The 24445-nt window shown below is 31.6% G+C and carries 22 protein-coding genes and 1 riboswitch; of the genes, 13 read left to right on the forward strand and 9 right to left on the reverse strand.

What is annotated here, in order from left to right; all coding sequences use genetic code 11:
* Nucleotides 1–396: 396 nt before the first annotated feature.
* The 6 genes from B4E95_RS07545 to B4E95_RS07570 all read left to right on the forward strand — a co-directional run bounded on the left by B4E95_RS07545 (nt 397) and on the right by B4E95_RS07570 (nt 8007).
* Complete coding sequence (locus B4E95_RS07545; RefSeq protein ID WP_291090974.1) at nt 397–840, forward strand: cytochrome c oxidase assembly factor Coa1 family protein; 444 nt, start codon at nt 397–399, stop codon at nt 838–840.
* 75 nt (nt 841–915) lie between these two features.
* A riboswitch (cobalamin riboswitch) is annotated at nt 916–1102 on the forward strand.
* A 99-nt stretch (nt 1103–1201) separates the two neighbouring features.
* Entirely contained in the window at nt 1202–3199 is a 1998-nt protein-coding gene (locus B4E95_RS07550) for a TonB-dependent receptor (protein WP_291090976.1), read from the forward strand.
* On the forward strand, nt 3196–4332 hold the full coding sequence (locus B4E95_RS07555; RefSeq protein WP_221856352.1) for a YncE family protein: 1137 nt from the start codon (nt 3196–3198) through the stop codon (nt 4330–4332). Before B4E95_RS07550 ends, B4E95_RS07555 begins: the two co-directional genes overlap by 4 nt.
* A gap of 9 nt (nt 4333–4341) precedes the next feature.
* Nucleotides 4342–5481: a PKD-like domain-containing protein gene (locus B4E95_RS07560; protein ID WP_291090978.1), complete on the forward strand. Its 1140-nt coding sequence runs from the start codon at nt 4342–4344 to the stop codon at nt 5479–5481.
* Nucleotides 5482–5500: 19 nt separating this feature from the next.
* Nucleotides 5501–6358: a DUF4465 domain-containing protein gene (locus B4E95_RS07565; RefSeq protein ID WP_291090980.1), complete on the forward strand. Its 858-nt coding sequence runs from the start codon at nt 5501–5503 to the stop codon at nt 6356–6358.
* A 74-nt stretch (nt 6359–6432) separates the two neighbouring features.
* On the forward strand, nt 6433–8007 hold the full coding sequence (locus tag B4E95_RS07570) for a DUF5074 domain-containing protein (protein WP_291090982.1): 1575 nt from the start codon (nt 6433–6435) through the stop codon (nt 8005–8007).
* A gap of 52 nt (nt 8008–8059) precedes the next feature.
* Here the strand turns inward: B4E95_RS07570 and B4E95_RS07575 are convergent, their stop codons facing one another.
* The 6 genes from B4E95_RS07575 to leuS form a co-directional block, all read right to left on the reverse strand.
* A complete protein-coding gene (locus B4E95_RS07575; protein ID WP_291063090.1) occupies nt 8060–9001 on the reverse strand; it encodes a hypothetical protein in 942 nt (313 codons plus the stop codon).
* Between the two features lie 7 nt (nt 9002–9008).
* Nucleotides 9009–9434, reverse strand: coding sequence for a hypothetical protein (locus tag B4E95_RS07580; protein WP_291063092.1), 426 nt, complete (start codon nt 9432–9434; stop codon nt 9009–9011).
* A 90-nt stretch (nt 9435–9524) separates the two neighbouring features.
* The gene (locus B4E95_RS07585) at nt 9525–9701 is read right to left on the reverse strand and encodes a hypothetical protein (protein ID WP_291063094.1); all 177 of its coding nucleotides are present in this window, start codon (nt 9699–9701) and stop codon (nt 9525–9527) included.
* A 72-nt stretch (nt 9702–9773) separates the two neighbouring features.
* Nucleotides 9774–10079: a GNAT family N-acetyltransferase gene (locus B4E95_RS07590; protein WP_291063096.1), complete on the reverse strand. Its 306-nt coding sequence runs from the start codon at nt 10077–10079 to the stop codon at nt 9774–9776.
* The gene (locus B4E95_RS07595; protein ID WP_291063098.1) at nt 10057–10275 is read right to left on the reverse strand and encodes a GNAT family N-acetyltransferase; all 219 of its coding nucleotides are present in this window, start codon (nt 10273–10275) and stop codon (nt 10057–10059) included. Before B4E95_RS07595 ends, B4E95_RS07590 begins: the two co-directional genes overlap by 23 nt.
* Nucleotides 10276–10380: 105 nt before the next feature.
* The gene (gene leuS / locus B4E95_RS07600) at nt 10381–13239 is read right to left on the reverse strand and encodes a leucine--tRNA ligase (RefSeq protein WP_291090984.1); all 2859 of its coding nucleotides are present in this window, start codon (nt 13237–13239) and stop codon (nt 10381–10383) included.
* A 110-nt stretch (nt 13240–13349) separates the two neighbouring features.
* Between leuS and B4E95_RS07605 the strand changes: the two genes are divergently transcribed.
* Complete coding sequence (locus B4E95_RS07605; RefSeq protein ID WP_280061927.1) at nt 13350–13760, forward strand: hypothetical protein; 411 nt, start codon at nt 13350–13352, stop codon at nt 13758–13760.
* Here B4E95_RS07605 and B4E95_RS07610 read toward each other — a convergent pair.
* Entirely contained in the window at nt 13757–14785 is a 1029-nt protein-coding gene (locus B4E95_RS07610) for a sensor histidine kinase (RefSeq protein WP_038336818.1), read from the reverse strand. The genes B4E95_RS07605 and B4E95_RS07610 overlap by 4 nt on opposite strands.
* A gap of 9 nt (nt 14786–14794) precedes the next feature.
* On the reverse strand, nt 14795–15475 hold the full coding sequence (locus B4E95_RS07615; RefSeq protein ID WP_291046748.1) for a response regulator transcription factor: 681 nt from the start codon (nt 15473–15475) through the stop codon (nt 14795–14797).
* Nucleotides 15476–15633: 158 nt separating this feature from the next.
* On the opposite strand from B4E95_RS07615, the gene B4E95_RS07620 reads away from it, so the two are divergent.
* The 5 genes from B4E95_RS07620 (at nt 15634) to B4E95_RS07640 (ending at nt 21721) form a co-directional block, all read left to right on the forward strand.
* A complete protein-coding gene (locus tag B4E95_RS07620) occupies nt 15634–18417 on the forward strand; it encodes a TonB-dependent receptor domain-containing protein (RefSeq protein WP_291090987.1) in 2784 nt (927 codons plus the stop codon).
* A gap of 29 nt (nt 18418–18446) precedes the next feature.
* Complete coding sequence (locus tag B4E95_RS07625) at nt 18447–19619, forward strand: hypothetical protein (protein WP_221856369.1); 1173 nt, start codon at nt 18447–18449, stop codon at nt 19617–19619.
* Nucleotides 19620–19811: 192 nt separating this feature from the next.
* Nucleotides 19812–20138 (forward strand): DUF59 domain-containing protein, encoded by a 327-nt coding sequence (locus B4E95_RS07630; protein ID WP_221856371.1) that lies wholly within the window; start codon nt 19812–19814, stop codon nt 20136–20138.
* 59 nt (nt 20139–20197) lie between these two features.
* Entirely contained in the window at nt 20198–21169 is a 972-nt protein-coding gene (locus B4E95_RS07635; protein WP_291090992.1) for an SPFH domain-containing protein, read from the forward strand.
* A gap of 174 nt (nt 21170–21343) precedes the next feature.
* The gene (locus B4E95_RS07640) at nt 21344–21721 is read left to right on the forward strand and encodes a hypothetical protein (RefSeq protein ID WP_291090994.1); all 378 of its coding nucleotides are present in this window, start codon (nt 21344–21346) and stop codon (nt 21719–21721) included.
* A gap of 63 nt (nt 21722–21784) precedes the next feature.
* Here B4E95_RS07640 and metG read toward each other — a convergent pair whose 3' ends face one another.
* Nucleotides 21785–23821, reverse strand: coding sequence for a methionine--tRNA ligase (gene metG / locus B4E95_RS07645; protein ID WP_291090996.1), 2037 nt, complete (start codon nt 23819–23821; stop codon nt 21785–21787).
* 94 nt (nt 23822–23915) lie between these two features.
* Here metG and B4E95_RS07650 point away from each other — a divergent pair, with 94 nt between their 5' ends.
* On the forward strand, nt 23916–24440 hold the full coding sequence (locus B4E95_RS07650; protein ID WP_291090998.1) for a GNAT family N-acetyltransferase: 525 nt from the start codon (nt 23916–23918) through the stop codon (nt 24438–24440).
* The last annotated feature ends 5 nt before the right edge of the window (nt 24441–24445 follow it).

Consider the following 24445-nt stretch of genomic DNA (forward strand, 5'->3'; position numbering starts at 1 on the left):
ACGCTAACTCCAAACTATGTTCTATGAAAGAAGAAGCTTCCTTTATAACTTACAACTCATAAATCGAAAAGCCCCTATTTCCCTCAAGTGGATATTTTAACTTCTACTTCTATTCTTGTAAGTCTTAAATCTTATGTCTTATAAATTATAACTTATCACTCAAAACTTACAACTTACAACCCGCGTTAGGGATAGTAGTGTAAATCCTTTTGTAGGAGTTGGATTTTCTGTAATCACTTCTAATCTTCTTCTACAAAAGATTGCAACGAATAGCCCGACCGAGAGATTTACATTAGTTGTGTTTGTATTCTTTTGATTATTCTATGAATAATATAAATGGAAGGCAAGGAGCGAGGAACGACCAAATTTATTATCTTTACTCAAAACCTATACATTATGGAGGAAAATCATTATGATAATCAATTGTTACCAAAGGAAAGTTGGTTTAAACGTAATTGGAAATGGATAGTGCCTATTGGCTGTTTGTCGTTTGTGATTTTATTTTTTGGATTGTTAATTGGAGGCGCTTTTTGGGGTTTTAGCAAGTTAACTTCGGATAGTGATGTAACGAAACATGCAATCAATATTATTAATCAAAATCCTGAAGTTCAACAAAAATTGGGGACTGATATAAAAACGGATGGAATGTTTAGTGGAAATATTTCTGTTTCGAATAATACTGGAGAAGCCAATATTTTTGTTCCGATAAAAGGTACAAAAGGTTCTGGTACTGCAATTATTGTAGGACAGAAAGAATTTGATAAATGGAATTATGAAAAGATCGCTGTTCAGGTTGATGATACTGGAGAGGTGATCGAAATAGATAGAGTAAAAGAATAAGCTAACGAATTAGGTAGCTTTTTTTTGTTTTACATTATTGATAAAGATTTAATTGTTTATTCAAAATAATAATTTTACTTTTGATTAACATTTGGTGCGAACTTAACCGTTCGGTAACAGGGAATCAGGTGAAAATCCTGAACAGACCCGCTGCTGTAAGCTCCATATTTTTTTTAGATATATATATCCACTTTTCGTAGAATGGGAAGGATTTCTAAAAAAGGAGTAAGTCAGAAGACCTACCAAAATGATAAATGTTGAATGCTTTCGGGGACTAAAGCGTGAAGTTCAAATTTTGAATAGGTTCGTCCTTTCAATACTTCTTCATACACTCTCGTTAGCAACAATTGATTATTGCTAAATGAGAAATCTAAAAACTATAATTAGTTGTTGCAGCTTGATTTTGCTTTCATGTCGCATTGCCTCTGCGCAAATTATTCATGATAGTATTTTAGAGCTTCAGCAAGTTAATATTTTAAAAAATAATGTAAAAGCCGTTGTTCCTGTTCAGGAATTGAAAGGAGCGGAACTAGAGGCTTTAAATAGCCATTCTGTGGCAGATGCTGTTCGTTTTTTTGCAGGAGTGCAAATTAAAGATTACGGTGGAGTTGGAGGTCTAAAAACTATTGATGTTCGTGGGATGGGATCTCAACATGTTGCAGTTTTTTATGATGGAATTCAACTTGGAAATGCGCAGAATGGAATTGTCGATTTAGGGAAATTTTCTTTAGATGACATGGAAGTGATTTCTTTATATAATGGTCAAAAAAGTAATATTTTTCAATCAGCGAAAGATTATGCTTCAGCTTCTGCTATTTATCTTCAAACCAAAAAACCTGTTTTCATTGGTGATAAAAAAACGAATGCTACACTTCGTTATAAGATAGGTTCGATTCAATTAATCAATCCTTCTATTCGTATTGAACAAAAAATTACCGATAGGTTATCAGCTGTTATGAGTGCTGAATATGTTAAAACGAATGGTGTATATAAATTCCGTTATCAACGCAAAAATTTGGATGGAACAACTGCATACGATACAGTTTTGAAACGTAGAGATGGACAAGTTGATGCAAAACGTTTGGAATTAGGATTTATCGGAAAAGGAAATCAATCGAATTGGAATGTAAAAGGATATTTGTATGATTCGGATCGAGGAATTCCTGCTGCAATTGTTCGTGGTCGATTTGATGGACGTGGACAAACTTTGGTTGATAGAAATTATTTTGTTCAAGGTAAATATGAGAAACGATTCAGAAATTTTCAATCGAAGATAAACGCAAAATTTGCTTACGATTTCACTCATTATACAGATACTGTTTCAGCAGTAAAAACAGAAAATAAGTACACACAACGCGAGTTTTATGTGTCTTGGGCAAATCTTTATTCGATTACAGATAATTGGGATGTGAATGTTGCAACAGATTATCAGTTTAATAATATGGGAGCAGATTTAAAGAATTTTTCTTTTCCTACTCGACATACAAATCTTATTGCGTTCGCGTCTACTTATCGTTTTGGACGTTTGAGTTTACAAGGAAGCTTATTAGGAACTTTTGTAAAAGAATCAGTAGAAATGAACACAAGTGCGCCTGATAAAAATGTATGGACGCCAACAATTATTGCCAATTATCAACCATTCAAATCTCACGATTTTAATGTCAGAGTATTTTACAAACGTATTTTTAGAATGCCAACGTTCAATGATTTGTATTATACTAGTATTGGTTATGCGAATCTTCGACCAGAATATTCTACACAATATAATGTTGGTTTTACTTATTCTAAATCAATTCCAAATTTCTTCAAAAATATTACGATTCAAGCCGATGCTTTTTACAATGAAGTAACTGATAAAATTGTGGCTGCGCCTTCTGGAAGTTTGTTTCGTTTCACTATGCTCAATTTGGATGAAGTCAGAATAAAAGGGTTGGATGTTAAAATTCGATCAACATTTCAATTAGGAGAAATAGAGGTTTCGCCAATGCTTAACTATGGTTTTTTGCAAGCGTTAGATTATTCGAATCCGAAGAAAAGTTACTACAAAAATCAAATTCCATATACACCAAAACATAGTGGTTCTTTTGTTTTAGCGGCTTCTTATAAAACATGGAATTTTAATTACAGTTTTATTTATGTGGGAGAACGTTACAATGTTCATCAAGATAACATCAAAACAAATCGTCTTAATCCTTGGTTTACAAATGATTTAGGGATACATAAAGAGTTTAGGTTGAATCAAAGTCTATTCAAAGTTTCTTTTGAATTAAATAATATTTTGAATCAACAATATGATGTGGTTTTAAATTATCCAATGCCAGGAAGACAATTCAAGCTAATATTAAGCGCAAACTTATGAGAAATTTCAAACAATTATTCGTCTGTTTTTTAACAGCAATTACTTTTTATGCTTGTCAGCAAGATACTTATTTGATCGAGAAAGAGGAAGAAGGTGTAACCGATCCCGAAAAAACAGATGTCGTTGGTTTTTATTTACTAAACGAAGGAAAAATGGGAAGTAATATGGCTACGGTAGATTATATGGATTTTACAACAGGAACCTATAATAGAAATATATATGCAACCGTAAATCCTACTATGGTAAAGGAATTGGGAGATGTTGGGAATGATATCAAAATTTATGGAAATAAGTTATATGCGGTTATCAACGTATCAAATTTTATCGAAGTAATGGATGTAAGAACAGCCAAACATCTGGGAACAATTCCTTTAGAAAATGGTCGTTACATCACGTTTGCAAATGGGAAAGCGTATGCATCTTCGTATGCTGGTCCTGTTACAATCGATCCGAAAGCTCCTTTGGGAAAAGTGGTCGAAATAGATACGATTAATTTATCGGTTACGCGACAAGTGACCGTAGGTTATCAGCCAGAAGAATTAGAAGTTGTTGGGAATAATTTGTATGTAGCAAACTCAGGAGGATATCGAGTTCCTGAATATGATAAAACGATTTCTGTGATTGATTTATCAACGTTTAAAGAAACTAAAAAAATTGATGTTGAAGTAAACCTTCATCGTTTAAAAAAAGATGCAGATGGCGATTTATATGTGACTTCTCGTGGTGATTATTACAACGTTCCATCAAATCTATATGTGTTGGATAGTAAAACGCATCAAATCAAAAAGAAATTTGATATTCCTGTTTCTAACTTTACGATTGTTGATAACAAACTCTATTATTATTCAAACGAATTTAGTTACACAACTTTCGAATACACAAAAACTTATGGTGTAATTGATACCAAAACAGAACAAGTTATTAACAAAACATTGGTCAATGATCCTGTTATTAATGAAATCGAAACGCCTTACGGAATTGCTGTAAATCCTCAAACCAAAGATCTTTTTCTAACCGATGTCGGAAATTATGTTTCGATGGGTTACATCTATTGTTTTGATAAAAATGGTGCTTTTAAATGGAAAACTGCTGCTGGAAATATTCCTGCTCACTTTGCTTTTGTCTATAAATAAAATTTACATATGAAATATTCTAAAATCTTACTAACCGCACTAAGTTTTGCTTTAATACAAAGCTGTAGTGATGATGAAAACATTATCGAGACTAATCCTGATAATGCTACTTTACAAGCATCTTATGATGCAGCACGTTTAAAAATTGTTTCAATTGAACCAACTGTTTCTGGTTTCGAAAATGCAACATATACATGGAAACTTGGTAATGAAATTATTGGTAATCAGAAAACCTTAGGTTTTGTTTCTGATAAAGTTGGTGCTTATGATTTAACATTAGAAATTACTTCAGGAGCAACTTCTAAAACAATAAAAACAAAGGTTAATGTTACACAAGAATTATCTACTTACAGTAAATACATTTCTCAAGTTTTTGATTATTTGCCAGCTGTAGGTCAGTTTACCAATAAACTACCTGCATATGTTGATGGCGATACACAAACAGAAATGACAGCTAAAGCAGGAAAAGCTTTAGTTGGAGAAAAATCTACAATGATTACACTTGGTGGTTACGGAGGTTATGTGGTATTTGGTTTTGACCATACAATTTTGAATCAGAAAGATAAACGTGATTTTAAAGTTTTAGGAAATGGATTTGCAGGATCTTCTGAGCCAGGAATTATTATGGTTGCTTACGATAAAAACAAAAATGGTAAACCAGACGAAGACGAATGGTACGAAATTGCAGGAAGCGAATACTCAAATCCAACTACAATAAAAAATTATACAATTACATATCACAAACCAACAGTTGAAGATTCTAATGCGACTCCTGAATATATAAAATGGGAAGATAACCAAGGAAAATCTGGTTTTAAAGCGAAAAATACGTTTCATAAACAACCATATTATCCAATTTGGTTTGGGCAGAATCAGTTAAAATTCTCAGGTACACTTTTGGCAAGCAATTATACAGAGAAAAATGGTATTTGGACTGGTAAACAATTGGCTTATGGTTATGTTGACAATGCACCAAATAACAGCGAAGATTCAAATATTGATATTGATTGGGCTGTTGATAAAAATGGAAATCCTGTTAAATTATTAGGAATCGATTTTATCAAAGTTTACACAGCAACAAATCAAGAAGCAGGTTGGTTAGGCGAAATCTCAACAGAAGTTGCAGGAGCTTATGATTTGCATTTATAATATAACAAAACTAAATAAAATGAATTTTAATTTTACAAAGAAACTATTCTTTAATTTCTTATTTGCTACATCATCAATCTTTTTATTGACTTCTTGTAATAATGATGACGACAATACTGAATTAGTAGATCAACAAAAATATGAAACTTCAGATTTATCAAAGTTTGATTTAACAAAAGGAACTACTACAGCCGGAGGAAAAATTTGGGAAGGTACTTATACAGAAGACGCTGAATTAACTTCAGGTATTTTCAAGTTTAAACATACAGCTTGGCCAGAGTATTTAACATGGATGGGATTCACGGTTTCTAATAGTAATGACAATTCTGATCAAATAGATAAAGAAGGCGGTTGGTTAGATAATCAATGGGGTACAATGGCAAAAGGTGGTGCAGATGGACAAGGAACACCATTTTTAGTCTCTTTCGCTGATCACAAACCATCTGAGAAAGTTTTGAAATATGGAGAAGAAGTTAAGATTGACAGATTTTCGAGTGTAGTAGAAATTACTGATACAGCTAATAAATACAAAGCAAAAAATGTAAAATTAGCAATAAGCCCTTGGTCTTATTATGGGATTCTGAATGGTGATGCATATGCAAGAAAGTTTGTAAAAGGAGATTATTTCGCGATTCATATTTATGGTGTTTCAGCAAATAAACAATTGACTACAGAAAAACCTGTAACTCATTATTTTGTTGATTTTAGAAATGGAATAAATAATATTTCAACAAATTGGCAAGATGTGGATCTTTCTGCTTTAGGAGAAGTTAAATATTTAATGTTCTTTTTAGAAACTACAGATGTAGGAGATTGGGGAGCAAACACAGCATTATACTTTACAATGGATAAATTAAAAGTAGAAAAAATTCAATAATCTAACATTCTAAATATTTTTATCCGAGGCTGTCATTTTTGGATGATGGTTTCGGATTTCTAAAAAAACAATACATGAAGAAATTTTTACTTTCGATTTTTACAATAGTAGCAATTCAAACAAGTTTTGCACAAACAAAAGAATACACAAACGGTGTTTTTATTGTGAATGAAGACTGGTTTGGTAAAGCAAATGGATCAATTAATTTTATTAATGCAAACGATTCGGTTGATTATAATGTTTATAAAACAGTTAATCCTGGAGAAAAATTAGGTGTAACTTCTCAATATGGAACGATATACGGTGATAATTTTTACATTGTTTCGAAACAAGAAAATCGTTTAGTTGTAGCAGATTCCAAAACATTACAGAAGAAGGCAAGCTTCGAAGCAATTGGTGGAGACGGAAGAAGTTTTGTTGGTGTTGATGCTAAAACAGGATATTTAGGAACTTCAAGTGGACTTTATTTGTTTGATATTGAAAACTTGAAATTAGGATCTTTAATTGAAGGTGCTGATAAATTTGGTGCTTTAGCAAATATTATTCGAACTTCTACTTATGTTTTTGCCGTAACACAAAATGGTGGAATATTAGTAATTGATCCAAAAACACACAAAATCAAGCAAACGATTGCTGGAAGTTTTATTTCTGTAGTTCAATCTAAAGATGGAAATGTTTGGGGAGCATTGGCAAATAAATTAGTCAAAATAAATCCTGTGACTTTAGAAAGGACAGAAATCTCGATTCCAACGAAAACAATTCCGAATACTTGGGGAGCGTGGAATGCAGGAAGTTTTTGTGCATCAACAAAAGAAAATGTGATTTACTTTTTCCCAGGCTCTGGTTGGTCTGTTAGTCCAACAATTGTAAAATATGATGTGGATAAAAATGAATTCAATGAAAATTTTGCTACAATTCCTGGTCAAGATGAGCAATATAAACAAGTTGTTTATGGAGCTGGTTTACGCGTAGACCCTGTGACAGACGATTTAATTGTAACAACAACAGAAAATGGATATGGAACACATTACCAAAAAAACTGGATCCATAAATTTGATAATAAAGGAAATTTAACGAAAACAATTCCTTTAAATGATTATTATTGGTTCCAATCTTTACCTGTTTTTCCAGATAATGCAGCACCAATTATTAATGATTTAGAGACGATTTATCAAATCAACACAGCAACAACAATTGATTTGAAAAATAAAGTTTCTGATTTAGATAATTTATCAGCAGCGATTGTAAAAGATTTAGAAATCATTGAGAATGATAATGTCGCTGAAATTTCGATTAATGAAAAAGATGAATTAGTCATTAATCCATTAAAAAATGGAACAGCTAAAATTAAACTTTCTTTCAATTCGAATGGAAAAGTTGTTTCACAAAATATTACAATTTCAACTGCTGTTTTAGGTACAAATGATTTAGCTAAATCTGATGTAAATGTTTATCCAAATCCTGTTAACAATGTATTGTTTATCGAAACAAATGAAACTTCAAAAGCCGAAATTTTCGCTATTACAGGAACTAAAATGACAGAGAAAACACTTCAAAAAGGAAAAAATCAATTAGATGTTTCTTCTTTACCAAAAGGTGTTTACATCATAAAAGTTAACAATTCTACTTTCAAGGTAATCAAAAAGTAGTGTGTTATTTATTTGTGGAAAAAAGGTTGAGCATTGCTCAACCTTTTGTGTTTTAATAATAACTAATCGTTCGTTTTACAATATATTTTAAATCTCCATTTGTTAAAATAGAAGCTTTTATCCAATTATTTTTCGAATCATATTCATACGAAACTTGATAAGAAGTTAAAACAGTTTGTCCATTTCGGAAGGATTGTTTTTTAAAGTTGACAATTTCATTTTTCGAATCAAAATCAGCTTGATAGGCTAACGTTTTATTGGCATCAAATGATTGTAATTTAGAAATATTTCCATTCTCAAAAAACATTATTTTGCTCGAATTTCCAGCAATTTCTTCCTGAAAAATAGGTGTTTCTTTATCGTAAATATAATACGATTTTCGCCCTTTTTTTCCATCAAAAGAAGTCATTTCATCCAAAACCAATAAACCATTTTTGTTATACGTCAAATTATTTTCACTAATCGTAGAACCTTCCACTTTTGTGGTGATTTTATCCAACTTATTCGAATAATTAAAAATCGTTTCATAACTCGATTTTGACGATTTTCCTTCGATCTTTTCGGTCAAGTTTATCAACCGATTTTTATTGTCATAAACAAAGTTTTTGTCAGATGCAATTCGTTTTGGATCTTCACCATTATTAATAACTATATTCTTCTGTTTATCAATAAAATTTGAGTTATTGTAATCGTAATTAACATAGTTATAAACAGCTAATTTTCCTTGATAATCCAAATAATTTGTTCGTTTTGTTAACAATCCTTTTTGATTAAATTCTAACGAAATTTGATTGTAAAATTCATTCTCCAAAAAAGGTAAAGTTGTGGTATTTCCTTTTGCGTCTGTTGCAGTTGAAGTCACTTTTTCAACCTTTCCTTTCAGATTAAAATCAGCTAAAGTTGTTTTAACTTCATAATCATTTGTCGAAATTTTTTGTGCAAAATTAACTTGTGATGCAGCCAAACAAATTGTCGTTAAAATTATTTTTTTCATGTTTTGTTTAAAATTGATAAGCGATCTTAAAGTTAAGATTTAAATTGAAATCTGTAGAAGAACCTTCTTTTTTATAATGATTTTCTAAACCGCCCATAAAATCATCAAAAATTCGAGTATCAACACTTTCTAAATTTGTAACATTCGAATATTTTACATTTCTATTTTTCACACCCAAACCAACTTTTGGAATAAAAACTAATCCTTTATGAGTTGGAATAAAAATATTGTAATTGATATTCAATCCATATTTTATTCGTTTATAATCTGCTTCGTCATACGAATATAAATACGAAAAATTTTGAGCATCATTTCGGTAATATTCAACATTTTCGAGATGATCGGTGTGATGAATATAGAAAAACTCAGAAGAAATAAGATGTTTTACTCGTCTGTTTTCGCTTAGATTGATAAAAAATTCTGTTCGAATCACAAAAAGTTTATAATCTTCGTTGATTTTATATTTTGGTTTGTGACTAAGAGGAATGCTATGATAACTTCCGTAGCCAATTTCAGAGCCAATTCAATAACGTTCGTTGAGTTTATAAATGTATCCAAACGTCCATCTTGGAGGCGATAATGCTACTGAAAGAACGCTAAAAGTGATTACATTTTTGCGCTCATCGCTTGATTTTTCTTGTGCAGAAATCAATTGTCCAAAACCAATAGCGAACAAAAAAAGTAAAAAATTCTTTTTCATGTAAATATTGTTTAAAAAAAAGAGAATCATTTACTTAAAAGGTTGCGTGAACCAAGATTATTTTGAAGTTAATTATTTCTTCAATTCATACCAAAAACAATCCAAATTCCACATGTCAAAATGAAAAGTTTCAGTGACTTCGAAGCCTATTTTTTCTAAAACATTTCGTGACGCTTTATTTTCTGTTTGCGTTATTGCATTTAGCTTTAGATGAGTCATATTTTCGCGATAATAATCCATACAAGCTTTCGCAGCTTCTGTCGCGTAACCTTTTCCCCACGTTTCTTTACGATAACGATAGCCAAAATCTAAGAAATCAAATCGATTATTCATCGCTTCTTTTTCGGTCATGTATTTAAAACCAGTCCAACCAATCATTTTTCCCGATTCTTTCTCTATAACAGCCAATCGTCCATGTCCAATTTTTTGATATTGAATCAATAAATTTTCGATGATTTCTCAGAAATGTATGCACTTCTGGTTGAGAATCCATCTCATAAAAATCTTGCAAATCATCCATCGTAATTGGACGTATGATTAAACGCTCCGTTTCGAGTGTTGGTAAATATTTCATTGAGTTATAGTTTTGATTAAATATAGTATAAAATATAAAATCCTCGTAATTGCGAGGATTTTATCTATATTCTCAATACTAAAATCTAGTTTCTAAAATCTTTTTTTATCCAACGATATTAATGATTTTTCCAGGAACAATAATGATGTTTTTTGGCGTACGATCACCCAATTGTTTGATGGTACGTTCGTCATTCATTACAATTTCTTGAATTTCATCTTTTGATAATGATAAAGGTAATTCTAACAAGAATTTCATTTTACCATTGAATGAAACTGGATATTCTTTAGCATCTGCAATCAACCATTTTTCTTCGAAAACAGGGAAGTCTGCATGCGCAACTGACGTTTCATGTCCTAATTTTGACCACAATTCTTCTGCAATATGCGGTGCATAAGGAGAAATAATAATTGCTAAAGGCTCTAAAATTGCACGTTTAGTTGTTTTTAATTTTCCTAATTCGTTTACCGCAATCATAAAAGTAGAAACCGATGTATTAAAAGAGAAATTGTTTACATCTTCGTCCACTTTTTTGATGGTTTGATGCAACACTTTCATTTCTTCTTTTGTTGATTTATCTTCCGAAACAAAAAATGTTTCTTCTGTTCCTGAATGATATAATCTCCAGAATTTTTTCAAGAATGAATAAACTCCAGATAAACCTTGTGTATTCCATGGTTTAGACTGTTCAACAGGACCTAAAAACATTTCGTATAAACGTAAAGAATCTGCTCCATATTGATTACAAATATTATCAGGATTTAAGACATTGAATTTAGATTTTGACATCTTTTCAACTTCGCGTCCTGTGATGTATTTACCATCTTCTAAAATAAATTCAGCTGTAGCATAATCTTCGCGCCACGCTTTGAATTTTTCTGTATCTAATTCATCTCCTCCATCTTTCAACATGTTAACATCGACGTGGATTGGAGTTGTTTCGTGTTGATCTTTTAAACCTTTCGAAACAAATGTATTTGTACCATTAATACGGTAAGCAAACGCACTCATTCCCAAAATCATTCCTTGGTTAATCAGTTTTTTTGCATATTCATCTGTAGGAACGAATCCTTTATCAAACAAGAATTTTTGCCAAAAACGAGAATATAATAAGTGACCAGTAGCATGCTCAGATCCACCAATGTATAAATCTACATTTTGCCAATAATCAACAGCTTCTTTAGATACAAAATCGTTGTCGTTTTTTGCATCCATATAACGTAACCAATACCAAGAAGAACCTGCCCAACCTGGCATTGTATTTAGTTCTATTGGGAAAATAGTTTCGTTGTTGATTAAAGTATTATCTACAACTTGATTAGTTGTTGTATCAAAAGCCCATTTTGTTGCACGCCCTAATGGTGGCTCACCTTCAGATGTTGGTAAATATTCGTCCACTTCAGGTAAAATAATAGGTAAAGCTTCTGTAGGAATTGTGTAAGGCATTCCATCTTTGAAATAAACCGGAACTGGTTCTCCCCAATAACGTTGACGAGAGAAAACAGCTTCGCGTAAACGGAAGTTTGTTTTTCCTTTTCCGAAACCTTTTTCTTCTAAAGCTTCAATTGCTTTTGCAACAGCTTGTTTATAATCTAATCCGTTTAAAAAATCAGAATCTTGTAATTCGAATCCACCTTTTTCTGTAAAAGCAGCTTCAGAAATATCTTTTCCTTTGAAAATATTAATAATTGGTAAATTGAAATGATTTGCAAAAGCAAAATCACGTTCATCACCAGCTGGAACAGCCATTACAGCACCCGTTCCATAAGAAGCTAATACATAATCACCAATCCAAATCGGAAGTTGTTTTCCTGTGAAAGGATGAATGGCATAAGCGCCTGTAAATTCTCCCGTAATATTTTTAGCATCTGCTAAACGATCTCTTTCCGAACGCTTTGAAGTATAATCGATATAAGCATCAACTTTTGCTTTGTGTTCTGCAGTTGTAATTTGAGAAACCAAAGGATGTTCTGGCGCTAAAGTCACGTAAGAAACACCAAAAACAGTATCAGGACGAGTTGTAAATACTTCAATTTTAGCATCGTCGAAATTCGAAATTTGAAATTCGATACTTGCTCCAGTCGATTTACCAATCCAGTTTTTTTGTGATTCTTTGATTGGATCTGGCCAATCTAATTTATCTAAACCAGTTAATAAACGATCAGCATAAGCCGTGATACGCATCATCCATTGTGTCATTTTTTTGCGCACAACAGGGAATCCTCCACGCTCAGATAATCCGTTAATCACTTCGTCATTCGCTAAAACAGTTCCTAAATCTGGACACCAGTTTACTTCTGCTTCTGCTAAGAATGTTAAACGATATTTTAATAAAATTGCTTGTTGTTCTTTTTCAGAATAAGCATTCCATTGCTCTGCTGTAAAGATTTCGATATCATCATCTGCCACAGCGTTTACATTCGCATTACCTTCTGATTTGAATGTTTCAATTAATTTAGAAATTGATTCAGCTTTATCAGTTGAATTATCATAATATGAATCAAATAATTGATTGAAAATCCATTGTGTCCATTTATAATATTCAGGTTCCGAAGTTCTGATTTCGCGATCCCAATCATATCCTAAACCAATTTTTTTCATTTGGTTTTCGTATCCAGCAATCACATTTCCTTGTTTATCAACTCCACCTTCGATATTCGTTGTTGTTGTAATCGCAGGATGTTGACCCGTTTGAATCGCATATTGCTCCGCAGGCAAACCAAAAGAATCGTAACCCATTGGGTGTAAAACGTTGAAACCCTTTAATTTTTTGTATCGAGAATAAATATCAGACGCAATGTATCCAAGTGGATGACCTACGTGTAATCCTGCTCCAGATGGATAAGGAAACATATCTAATACGTAAAATTTAGGTTTTTCTGATTGATTTTCAGCTTTGAACGTTTTGTCTTCAATCCAAAATTTTTGCCATTTTGGTTCGATTTCATTCGGATTATATTGCATTATTGGAAGTTATATTAAAATTAAATTTATGCAAATTTACATTTTTTATGTATCTTTTGGGTTAGAATAGCGATATTTGTACATTAACAATCAACACCTAAACCAAATCCATGAAAAAAGAATTGATATTATATTATATCGGTATCCTTATTTTTTTTACTATCCTTATTTTTTCTGTTCGACATATCGTAAATACAACACGCATTTTTGTGGGGTATGAAGATGGTTTTAATCCTGTTAATATCAAATGGAATTTTGATGAAAAAGATTCAACACTTCGTGTCAAAGATCCTATTTATGTCAGAAATGATTACTATTTGATTGATTACAAAGACAAAGCATTCTTAAAAAAAGATACAATTCTTTATGCTGAACTTTTTGAGGATTCGTTGGCTGTAAAAGGAAATGTACTGAATTTGAAACCTCCTTATTTCTTGTGGAAAGAGGCTAAAAATGATACATTAAAAGTTTTTAAACACAACATTACCTTGAAATTTACGAAGAAGCAAGAACAATATTAAGCCTTCTGTAAATAGAAAGAAAAAGTAGAACCTTTTCCTATTTTACTTGTCACATAAATTTTCTGTTTATGGGCCTCTAAAATATGTTTTACAATTGCTAAACCGAGTCCAGATCCGCCATTATTACGATTTCGAGATTTATCAATTCGGTAAAAACGCTCAAAAATTCGGTCAATGTCTTCTTGTTTTATGCCAACTCCTTGATCTTTAATCGAGATTTGAATTTTATCATCATATTCTTCAAAATCGATGTCAATTTCTGTATTTGGATTAGAATAATTGATGGCGTTTACAATTAAATTGATTAAAACTTGTTGTATTTTCTGAATATCACCTACAACTTTTATCGGTTGATGAATAGGATAATTTAGAGAAATTTTGATGTTATTTTTTTCAGCTTTAATTTCTAATAAATCAATCACATCTTGTACAAGTGCCGTCAAGTTGAAAACTGAAAATTCGATATTGATTCGTCCACGTTCAAGTTCTGCAATCATGTCCAAATCTTTGACTAAATAAATCAATCGATCAACCGATTTATTGATTCGGTTTAAGTATTTATCTCGAATAGATTCATCTTCAACTCCGCCTTCTATCAGTGTTAACAAATAACCTTGAACCGAAAAAAGAGGCGTCTTCAATTCATGCGAAATATTTCCTAAGAAATCTCTTCTGTAATTTTCTCTCTCATTCAAAACATCAATTTCTTTGGATTGATCTTCTGTAATTGTAGAAATTTTTTGAGAAAGTTCTTCAAAATCCATTGTGCTGGATTGAAATTGTGGAATATTTTTCGAGATTTCAGTAAAATCTTTTCTTCGTTGATTTTTTAAAGAAAACCAATAAAATATTGATAATCCAATCAATAAAAGAAGCATTAAACTGATGAAAAATAGTTTTTCTTGGAGAATAAAATCAATATTTCCAAACCATAAAAAAGAGAACAAAACAAATCCTAAAGCCAAGAATAATGTACTGAGAAATGCAAATAGAAAGATGTTTTGAACTTTGAAAGTTGAAGCCATTACGAGCTTTTAGTCATTTATTTTGTATCCAATTCCTTTGATTGTAGAGAAACGATCGTTCCCAAATTTTTCGCGTAATTTGCGCATATGTACGTCAATTGTACGTCCGCCAACTACAACTTCATTTCCCCAAACTTTCTCCAAAATTTCTTCACGTTTGAAAACACGTTCTGGATTTGAAGCTAATAAAGCAATCAATTCAAATTCTTTTCGAGGTAACAAAAAGTCTTGTCCTTGGTAATTTACTTTATAGGTTTCGCGGTTAATCTCGAAATTATTCAATTTGATGAATTCGTCTTTTGCCGCTTCGTTAGGTTGTTTTAATTTCAATAAAGCATTTAGTTTACTAATTAAAACTTTTGGTTTGATAGGCTTTAAGATGTAATCATTTGCACCAGCATCATAGCCAGCTAATTGAGAAAAGTCTTCAGCTCGAGCAGAAAGAAAAACAACTAAAGTATCCTTGAAAGAATCTAACTTTCTTAATTCTGCACACATTTCCATTCCATCCATTTGCGGCATCATAACATCTAGTAGAATTAAATCTGGACGAAAAATTTTAGCTTGTTTCAAACCTTCTAGTCCGTTTTGAGCTGTTTCTACTTCAAAACCTTCTTTTTTTAAGTTGTAACCAATAAATTCTAAGATATCTGGTTCGTCGTCAACTAATAAAATTTTAATGTTCTTCATAATTGTTTGTAATAACTAAATAAAATTAGTCGATGTAAAATTAAGCTTAAATTTTAGGAGAAATTAGGTAAAAACATTTCTTAACATTCATTTAAAATTACGATAATTTCATAACAATTACCTAACAAAACCTTTACAATTTCTAAAAATGTTTTTCATTGGAATCCAACAACTTTGCAAACAACAAACACGAATTATCAAACGCAATGAAACGCAATTTAACTTTACTTTTATTATTAGGATCAGCAGCATTGTTTGCACAAACTAATATTAAATTAGAAGGAACACTATTTGATCAACAAACGAATGAACCACTTTCTGGAAAATATTTTACGGTTGAAGGGTTGAATATACAAGCTAAAACTGACGAAAAAGGTCACTACGAAATTTCTGTTCCAGACGATGTTTATCAACTTGATATTAAAGTTGATGGTTATCAATCAATTTCTCAAAACTTATCAGACTCGAATACATTAAACATGTATTTGAAACCTGAAGATTTTAAAGATGGTAAAATTGATTTATCAGCAGCAGTTGTCACAGGTGTAAGAAGTAAGGCTGCAGAGTCTAACTTATTAAATATGCAAAAAAAATCTGTTGAGATTGTAGAACGTGTTGGTGCAGCACAATTAGAAAAACAAGGTGTAAGTGATGTTGCGGCGGCAGTGACAAAAGCATCTGGAACTATTCGTCAAGAAGGTACTGGGATTATTTTTGTTCGCGGTTTAGGAGATCGATTTAATTCAACTACTTTGAATGGTTTTGCAATTCCGTCTGATGATCCTGAAAATAAGAATATTGATTTAGGTATTTTCAAAACAAATATGGTCGATTATATTTCACTTGAAAAATCTTTTTATCCTCGTATGGTTGGTGATTTTGCTGGAGCTAATATTGATATTGTATCCAAAGAATATACAGGTAAACCATATGTGAAAATTGGGATGAGTACTTCTGTTAATTTGCAAACAATCGATAATAATAATTTTAAATTACAAGATGGACCTAATTTTTATGGTTTCAAAAAAATTGAACTACCAACAAAATTAAATCCAGTTAAACAATATGCTTTTGATACAAGTTGGGATTTTAAGAAAGGAAAAAATCCATTTAATACTGGTATTGATTTAGAAGCAGGTGGAAATGTGAAAATTGGAAAAGAAGGTCGTTTATCAATTTATGGATATGTAGGTTTTGATAACAATTATACCTACAGAGAAGGGCAAGAAAATGTTGTTTCAGCTGTAGGTACTTATATGAAGCAATTGAGTGTTGAACGTTCTACTTATTCTACAAATACAAATGGATTATTAAATTTAATTTATCGCATTAACCCAAATCATAAATTGATGTTTACGTCAAATGTGATTCATTCTTCAGATCAAGATTTCCGAATTTTCAAAGGATATTTAATGGATACAGCTGAAAACGGAAAAGGGTTAATACATCGTGCAGATAATAAAGTCACAACAGTTTATGCAAATCAATTATTCGGAGAACACAAATTGAATAAAGATTGGGATGTGAATTGGGGAGGTTCAATCAATTATATAAGAAGTGATCGTCCTAATCGTATGCAAAACACAATGTTTTTTAACGAAAGAGTAGATGCATATACATTAACAATCAATTCTCCTGGTGATAACCATCGTTATTTTGATAAATTGACAGGTTACGATTATCAAGGAAAAATAGATGTTTCAAAAAAATGGGATCGTTTGAAAGTAAATGCAGGAGGATACGGAATATTGAAACACCGAGATTTTAAAGCGAATCAAATTAACTTACGTGCAAAAAGTAGTAGTCAAATAGTTGATCCAAATAATCTTGATGCATTTTTTAATGTAACAAATTTCAATAATGGATTAATTGAATTGTCAACTTTACGTGGTTTAGGAACATCAAATTTATCAAATTTACTTCAACCCCTAAAATATACATCAGAACAAAGAATCTATTCTGGTTATATCAATGCAGAATATGAATTGTCGGATCGATTTTTAATTCAAATTGGTTTAAGAAATGATAACATCAATTTAAAAGTTGATTGGAACACAAATGTGGGACAATTAGTGGGTAATGTTGATAAGGATTACAATAAAATTTTACCAGCAGTTAATATGAAGTATGGTTTAACGGATAATCAAAATTTACGTTTTTCAGCCTCTAAGACTTATACTTTACCATTAGAAAAAGAAATGGCTCCTTTTGCTTATGATGATGTTACAAATACTACATATGGTCAACCTAAAATATATCCAACGGATAATTATAATGCAGAATTGAAATGGGAAATGTTTCCTACTAAAGAAGAAGTATTCTCTATAACTGCTTTTGGTAAATATATTCAGAATCCAATTTCAAGAGTTAACGTAGCTTCTGCCTCTGCAAGTGACTTAACTTATGTAAATACAGGTGATTATGGATATGTGTATGGTGCTGAATTAGAGTTTAGAAAAAACCTTTTCAATTTTTCTAATAACTCAAAATTATATACAATCATAAATGCTGCTGTTTTAGACTCTAAACAACAATTAGATTTTGATAAAGTAAGTAAAGAAACAGGTTTAGCTACTGCTTTTACAAACAAAGAAGAGCAAATGATGGGAGCTTCTCGTTTTTCTGGAAATGCAAGTCTTGGTTATTCGGCAAATTTAGGCGGTAAAAAGAAACTAGATGCAATGCTTGTATATGGTTATGTTGGTAAAAATGTTTTTGCTATAGGTACACAAGAAAGAGGCTCTCAAATACAGAAGGCTGTTAATTTATTAGATGTTAACCTACGATTTAATTTAAGTGAGAAAACATCAATCAACTTATACGGGAAAAATTTATTAAACCCAAACTATACAATTCAACAAGAAAACAAAGGTGTAAATTATATTCTAAATGATTATAACAGAGGTGTTCAAGTAGGTGTAGGGTTCTCACATACTTTATAAATATATTAAAAACAACAAAACAAATACAAATGAAAAAAGCAATTTTTAAGGCAATTTTTTGCGCAACTTTACTTTCATCTACTGCATTCGTTACTTCTTGTAGTAATAATAATGATGATGACATAGAAATACCAACACAAGAGTTAACACCTGATAATTTTAAAGGAACAATTAAATCTGGTCAAAACTTAACTTTAGATGCATCAAAAACATACTATTTAACAGGTATTGTAACAGTTGAAGAAGGAGCGACACTTACTATTCCTGCAGGTACTAAATTTACTGCAACAGGAGGAACAGCTGCTTATATTATAGTTTATAGAGGAGGTAAAATTTATGCAAATGGTACAGCTTCTAATCCAGTTGTTTTCCAAGGAATAAATCATACTCCAGGAGAATGGGGAGGTTTAGTTATTTTGGGTAAGGCAACATCTAATCGTAGTGCATCAGGTGAGTCTACTTCAGAATTAGGAGAAAAAATATATGGAGGTAAAGAAAATGCAGATAATTCAGGTTCTTTAACGTATGTAATCATTAAAGATTCTGGAGCAAAATTCAATGACCTAAAAGAATTTAATGGACTTTCTTTGTTTGGTGTTGGTAGCGGAACTAAAATAGACAATATTTATATTGAAAATGGAGGTGATGATGGAATCGAGTTTTTTGGAGGTTCTGTAAATGCATCTAATATTATTGTAAACGGTGTTGGTGATGATTCTTTTGATTGGACAGAGGGTTGGTCAGGAACAGGAACTAATTGGTATGCAAAAAGAAGGCCTTCAGCTATTAATGGAGAAGCTGGTAATAGAGGAATTGAGGCAGATAATCAAGACACAAATCCAGATGCTACACCAATATCTAATCCAACTTTAAAGAATATTACCGTTGTTGGTAGTAAAGATGGTGCAGAATCTCAAGGGGCAAAATTAAGAGCAGGTACAAATGGAAATATAGACAATTTAGTTATTGCAAATTTTGTTACAGGTTTAGATATCGAAACAGATCGATCTGTAAATTGGTTTAATGCTAAAGGTAAGTTAACAAATGTACGTTTCGTAAATGTTGATACTAAATCTAAAGGAAAAAATACTGCAGGAGCTACAGTTGACGTATCTGGAGCATTCACAGAAAATAATGCTGCAACTGGTGCTGGTAATGGTGCAGATATCCCAACATGGGCTGCTTGGTCAGGAATTAAATAATTCATATTAATGATAAAACTTTTCTTATAAAAAAGTTCTTCGTGTTTGTAAATCGCTTTTTTGGGTTCTCCAGAAAAGCGATTTTCTATACTTATAAATATTTTATTTTAAATCATTAAAAATAGTTATTTAGAAAAATTCCACGTAAGCTAAACTATTCGTACATTTGCAGAACAATAACAATTGATAACAATGGCATTAACAGAACAACAATTAGATTCGATTGGAGAGAAATTGGTTGAAAAATTCAAAACAGTTTATGATCCAGAGATTCCAGTTGATATATATGAATTGGGATTGGTTTATGATGCACAAGTGAATGCAGATGGTGAGGTAAAAGTTACCATGACCTTGACATCTCCAAACTGTCCAGTGGCTGAAAGTTTACCTTTAGAGGTAGAACAGCGCGTAGAAGAGATAGAATACGTATCAAAATGTTACGTAGAAATCACGTTTGATCCACCTTGGGATAGAGACATGATGAGCGAAGAAGCAAAATTTGAATTAGGAATGTTATAACTTAACATTCCTAATTTTTTTTGTATCTTAATCCAACTAAATCAAAACACTAATAACTCATGGGATATATAGGGATTTTATTATTTCTTGGAATTATTTTCCTTTTTTTATTCGTCTTTACAGTAAAACAACAAACTGCGGTTGTAATCGAGCGTTTCGGGAAATTTAATAGTATTCGTAATCCAGGATTGCAATTCAAAATTCCGATTGTGGACAGAATTGCTGGAAAAATGTCTCTTAAAATTCAACAATTAGATGTTGTTGTCGAAACGAAGACAAAAGATGATGTATTTGTTCGCTTAAAAGTTTCGGTGCAATATCAAGTTATCAAAACTCAAGTTTATGATGCATTTTACAAATTAGATAATCCTTATACACAAATAACTTCTTTCGTTTTTGATGTTGTTCGAGCTGAGGTTCCAAAACTTCGTTTGGATGATGTTTTCGAGAAGAAAGATGACATAGCAGTTGCTGTAAAAAGTGAATTGCAGGAAGCAATGAATTCGTATGGATATGAAATTGTTAAAACATTGGTTACAGATATTGATCCAGATGAGCAAGTAAAACATGCGATGAATCGTATTAATGCTGCCGAACGTGAAAAATTAGCAGCGCAATATGAAGGTGATGCTGCACGTATTTTGATTGTAGAAAAAGCAAGAGCGGAAGCAGAATCGAAGCGTTTGCAAGGACAAGGTATTGCGGATCAACGTCGTGAAATTGCAAAAGGTTTATTGGAATCTGTTGATGTTTTGAATGGAGCAGGAATTACGTCACAAGAAGCTTCTGCGTTAATTGTGGTGACGCAACATTATGATACCTTGCAAGCGATTGGAGAGAAATCTGGAAGCAAATTAGTTTTGTTACCAAATTCACCAACTGCCGCTTCGGAAATGCTGAATACAATGGTTACTTCGTTTACTGCAGCACATGAACTGAATGAGCATCAAATAACAAAAGAAGATAATCCATCTCAACGAAAAAATAAAACAAATCAAGGCGATTCGTTTACTTTTCCAGAACATCCTTAGAAAATTTTTTTAATGACAATTAACGATTTAAATAATCAATTTAAATAATCAATTTATAAGAATTGACGATTTTAATACGAATTATATCTCTTTAAATTTTGAGAATATTAATTATCGTTTTGATTTTCTTGGTAAAAGGAAGCTTTCTTAAAAGAAAAAAATGAATGTAAGTTATTGTTGTTTTCTGACCACCCATTATTAATTGATTACAATGAAAGTTTTTTAGAAATTTTCTTAAATTCAAAATCACGAAACATAGATTTTTTTCTAGAAAATATAGAAAGGATTATTCATAATAGAGTTCTAGGCTTTCGAGAATTAAAAGATTATTTAAACAAATCAAATTTAGATTTTGAAACTTTTTTAAAGAATATAAATGAAGGAAATGGAAAATTTCTGAACGCTCCATTTTCAATAATTAATGAGATAGAGAAGTTTTTTATCGAAAATAATATCAAATTTAAAACTTTTGGAGAGTCGAAAAAAATTAAAAATCAGTTATTAATTTTAGATAATCAATATGTTATTACAACTGAATTTAAACTAAAATAAAACAAAAGCCACTTCATCGAAGTGGCTTTCTAATATCTCAATACTTATATCTAAAATCTAAGTCTATCCAACTTGAACACCGTTTGGCGTTTCTTCTTCTGGATTTACAAACGTTAATTTTCCGTCTGCTTTATCAGCGAATAATAACATTCCGTTCGATTCGATTCCGCGAATTTTACGAGGCGCTAAATTCGCTAAAACCATCGCTTGTTTCCCAACGATTTCTTCTAACGTAAAATGTTCTGCAATACCAGAAACAATTGTACGAACGTCCATTCCTGTATCTACTTTTAGTTCGAATAATTTGTCTGCTTTTTCAACTTTTTTCGCTTCTAAAATAGTTCCGATACGGATATCCATTTTTTGGAAATCATCAAAAGAAATCAATTCTTTTTGAGGCTCTGCGTTTGGATTTGTCATATTATTTTTGACTTTACTTTCGTTTAATTTATTGATTTGTGCTTCGATTGCTTCGTCTTCAATTTTTGCAAAAATTAATTCAGATTGTCCTAATTGATGTCCAGCTTTTACAAATTCGTCTGTTGATTCTAAATCATCCCAACTCATTTTTTCTACATTCATCATAGCCAACATTTTTTCAGAAGCGAATGGAATAAATGGTTCTCCTAATTGTCCTAATGCAGCAGCAATTTGCGTCGCAGCATACATAATTCCTTTTACAGCTTCTGGATCATCACCTTTTTTCCAAGGTTCTTGCGCTTGTAAAAATTGATTTCCAAGACGAGCTAAATTCATATATTCTGTCAACGCAGCACGGAATTCATATTTCTCTAAATGATCACCAATGCGCTTTGCAAAATATTTGATTTCAGTTAATTCTTCAAATTCAATTGTTTTTGTAGGAACAATTCCTTCGTAATATTTGTGAGAAAGCACCATTACACGGTTAATAAAGTTTCCTAAAATTCCAACTAATTCAGAATTATTCTTCGTTTGGAAATCTTTCCACGTAAAGTTATTGTCTTTATTTTCAGGCATATTTGCCGTCAACACATAACGCAATGTATCTTGTTGATTCGGGAAATCTTCTAAATATTCGTGTGCCCAAACTGCCCAATTACGAGAAGTTGAGATTTTATCATCTTCTAAATTCAAGAATTCGTTTGCAGGAACATTATCTGGCATAATGTAATCGCCATGCGCTTTCATCATTGTCGGGAAAATGATACAGTGGAAAACAATATTGTCTTTTCCGATGAAATGAACCAATTTCGTTTCTTCATTTTGCCAATAATCTTTCCAATTTTTACCGTTTTTCTCTGCCCATTCTTGCGTGAAAGAAATATAACCAATTGGCGCATCGAACCAAACATACATTACTTTTCCTTCAGCACCTTCAACTGGAACAGGAATTCCCCAGTTCAAATCGCGTGTCATTGCACGGGGTTTCAAACCATCGTCTAACCAAGATTTTACTTGACCATAAACACTCGATTTCCAATCATTTTTGTGACCTTCTAAAATCCATTTTGATAAGAAATCTTGGTACTGATCTAATGGCAAATACCAGTTTTTTGTTTCTTTTCTGATTGGTGTATTTCCAGATAAAGCAGAACGAGGGTTAATCAATTCTTCTGGACTTAATGTTGATCCACATTTTTCACATTGATCTCCGTAAGCATCTGTGTTTCCACATTTCGGACATTCACCACGAATGTATCGATCCGCTAAAAATTCGTGAGCATCTTCATCGTAAAATTGTTCCGTAACATCTTCTGTAAACTTGTTGTTATCATACAACGTTTTGAAAAAATCTTGCGCAACTTCTCTGTGTTTATCTGATGTTGTACGAGAATAAATATCGAACGTCACACCAAAATTAGCCAATGTATTTTTGATATTTTCGTGGTAACGATCAACAATATCTTGAGGCGTAACGCCTTCTTTTTTGGCACGAATTGTAATTGGAATACCATGTTCGTCAGAACCTCCAATAAATGCTACATCTTTTCCTTTTCTTCGTAAAAAACGCGCATAAATATCAGAAGGAACGTAAACACCTGCCATGTGACCAATGTGCAATGGTCCGTTAGCATAAGGTAAAGCCGCTGTAATTGTATATCTTTTTGGTTGACTCATTTGCTTAAAATCTATAAGCGACAAAGATACGATTTGTTGTTTGTTTTGTTAAAACCTTTTTCTAATTTTATAAGGTTAATCAATTTATGAAGGAATGAATATTAGGAAAGAGGAGAAAAGTGATTATGAACAAGTTTTTAAATTGATTGAAAAGGCATTTGAAAATGAAGAATATAGCGATCGTCGTGAGCAGTTTTTAGTAGAACGATTACGAAATTCTGATAGTTTTGTTCCTGATTTGTCTATTGTTTTTGAAATGAATGGACTTATTATTGGTTATGTTTTATTGACAAAGATTAAAATTAATCATTCTAATTCTTCGTATGATTCTTTAGCGCTTGCTCCTGTAGCGGTTTTACCTAATTATCAGGGAAATGGAATTGGTGGTCATTTAATAGAATTTGCGTATAAGAAAGCGAAAGAATTAGGTTTTGAATCGATTATTTTGTTAGGTCATCCAACTTATTATCCTAAATTTGGTTACAGAAAAGCATCTGACTTTGATATTCAGTTACCTTTTGATGTTCCAGATGAAAATTGTATGGCAATTGAGTTGGTTGAAGATGCGTTGAAAAATATAAATGGAATGGTAGAATATCCGAAAGAATTCTATCAATAATTAAA

Origin of the sequence: Empedobacter sp. UBA7494 (assembly GCF_002478465.1) — a bacterium.
GTDB classification, from domain to species: Bacteria; Bacteroidota; Bacteroidia; order Flavobacteriales; family Weeksellaceae; genus Empedobacter; species Empedobacter falsenii_B.

Excerpts from the sequence above, each read along its gene's own strand:
- B4E95_RS07545 (WP_291090974.1), top strand. The coding sequence starts at position 397 with ATGGAGGAAAATCATTATGATAATCAATTGTTACCAAAGGAAAGTTGG.
- B4E95_RS07550 (WP_291090976.1), top strand. The coding sequence starts at position 1,202 with ATGAGAAATCTAAAAACTATAATTAGTTGTTGCAGCTTGATTTTGCTT.
- B4E95_RS07555 (WP_221856352.1), top strand. The coding sequence starts at position 3,196 with ATGAGAAATTTCAAACAATTATTCGTCTGTTTTTTAACAGCAATTACT.
- B4E95_RS07560 (WP_291090978.1), top strand. The coding sequence starts at position 4,342 with ATGAAATATTCTAAAATCTTACTAACCGCACTAAGTTTTGCTTTAATA.
- B4E95_RS07565 (WP_291090980.1), top strand. The coding sequence starts at position 5,501 with ATGAATTTTAATTTTACAAAGAAACTATTCTTTAATTTCTTATTTGCT.
- B4E95_RS07570 (WP_291090982.1), top strand. The coding sequence starts at position 6,433 with ATGAAGAAATTTTTACTTTCGATTTTTACAATAGTAGCAATTCAAACA.
- B4E95_RS07575 (WP_291063090.1), bottom strand. The coding sequence starts at position 9,001 with ATGAAAAAAATAATTTTAACGACAATTTGTTTGGCTGCATCACAAGTT.
- B4E95_RS07585 (WP_291063094.1), bottom strand. The coding sequence starts at position 9,701 with ATGAAAAAGAATTTTTTACTTTTTTTGTTCGCTATTGGTTTTGGACAA.
- B4E95_RS07590 (WP_291063096.1), bottom strand. The coding sequence starts at position 10,079 with ATGATTGGTTGGACTGGTTTTAAATACATGACCGAAAAAGAAGCGATG.
- B4E95_RS07595 (WP_291063098.1), bottom strand. The coding sequence starts at position 10,275 with ATGAAATATTTACCAACACTCGAAACGGAGCGTTTAATCATACGTCCA.
- leuS (WP_291090984.1), bottom strand. The coding sequence starts at position 13,239 with ATGCAATATAATCCGAATGAAATCGAACCAAAATGGCAAAAATTTTGG.
- B4E95_RS07605 (WP_280061927.1), top strand. The coding sequence starts at position 13,350 with ATGAAAAAAGAATTGATATTATATTATATCGGTATCCTTATTTTTTTT.
- B4E95_RS07610 (WP_038336818.1), bottom strand. The coding sequence starts at position 14,785 with ATGGCTTCAACTTTCAAAGTTCAAAACATCTTTCTATTTGCATTTCTC.
- B4E95_RS07615 (WP_291046748.1), bottom strand. The coding sequence starts at position 15,475 with ATGAAGAACATTAAAATTTTATTAGTTGACGACGAACCAGATATCTTA.
- B4E95_RS07625 (WP_221856369.1), top strand. The coding sequence starts at position 18,447 with ATGAAAAAAGCAATTTTTAAGGCAATTTTTTGCGCAACTTTACTTTCA.
- B4E95_RS07630 (WP_221856371.1), top strand. The coding sequence starts at position 19,812 with ATGGCATTAACAGAACAACAATTAGATTCGATTGGAGAGAAATTGGTT.
- B4E95_RS07635 (WP_291090992.1), top strand. The coding sequence starts at position 20,198 with ATGGGATATATAGGGATTTTATTATTTCTTGGAATTATTTTCCTTTTT.
- metG (WP_291090996.1), bottom strand. The coding sequence starts at position 23,821 with ATGAGTCAACCAAAAAGATATACAATTACAGCGGCTTTACCTTATGCT.
- B4E95_RS07650 (WP_291090998.1), top strand. The coding sequence starts at position 23,916 with ATGAATATTAGGAAAGAGGAGAAAAGTGATTATGAACAAGTTTTTAAA.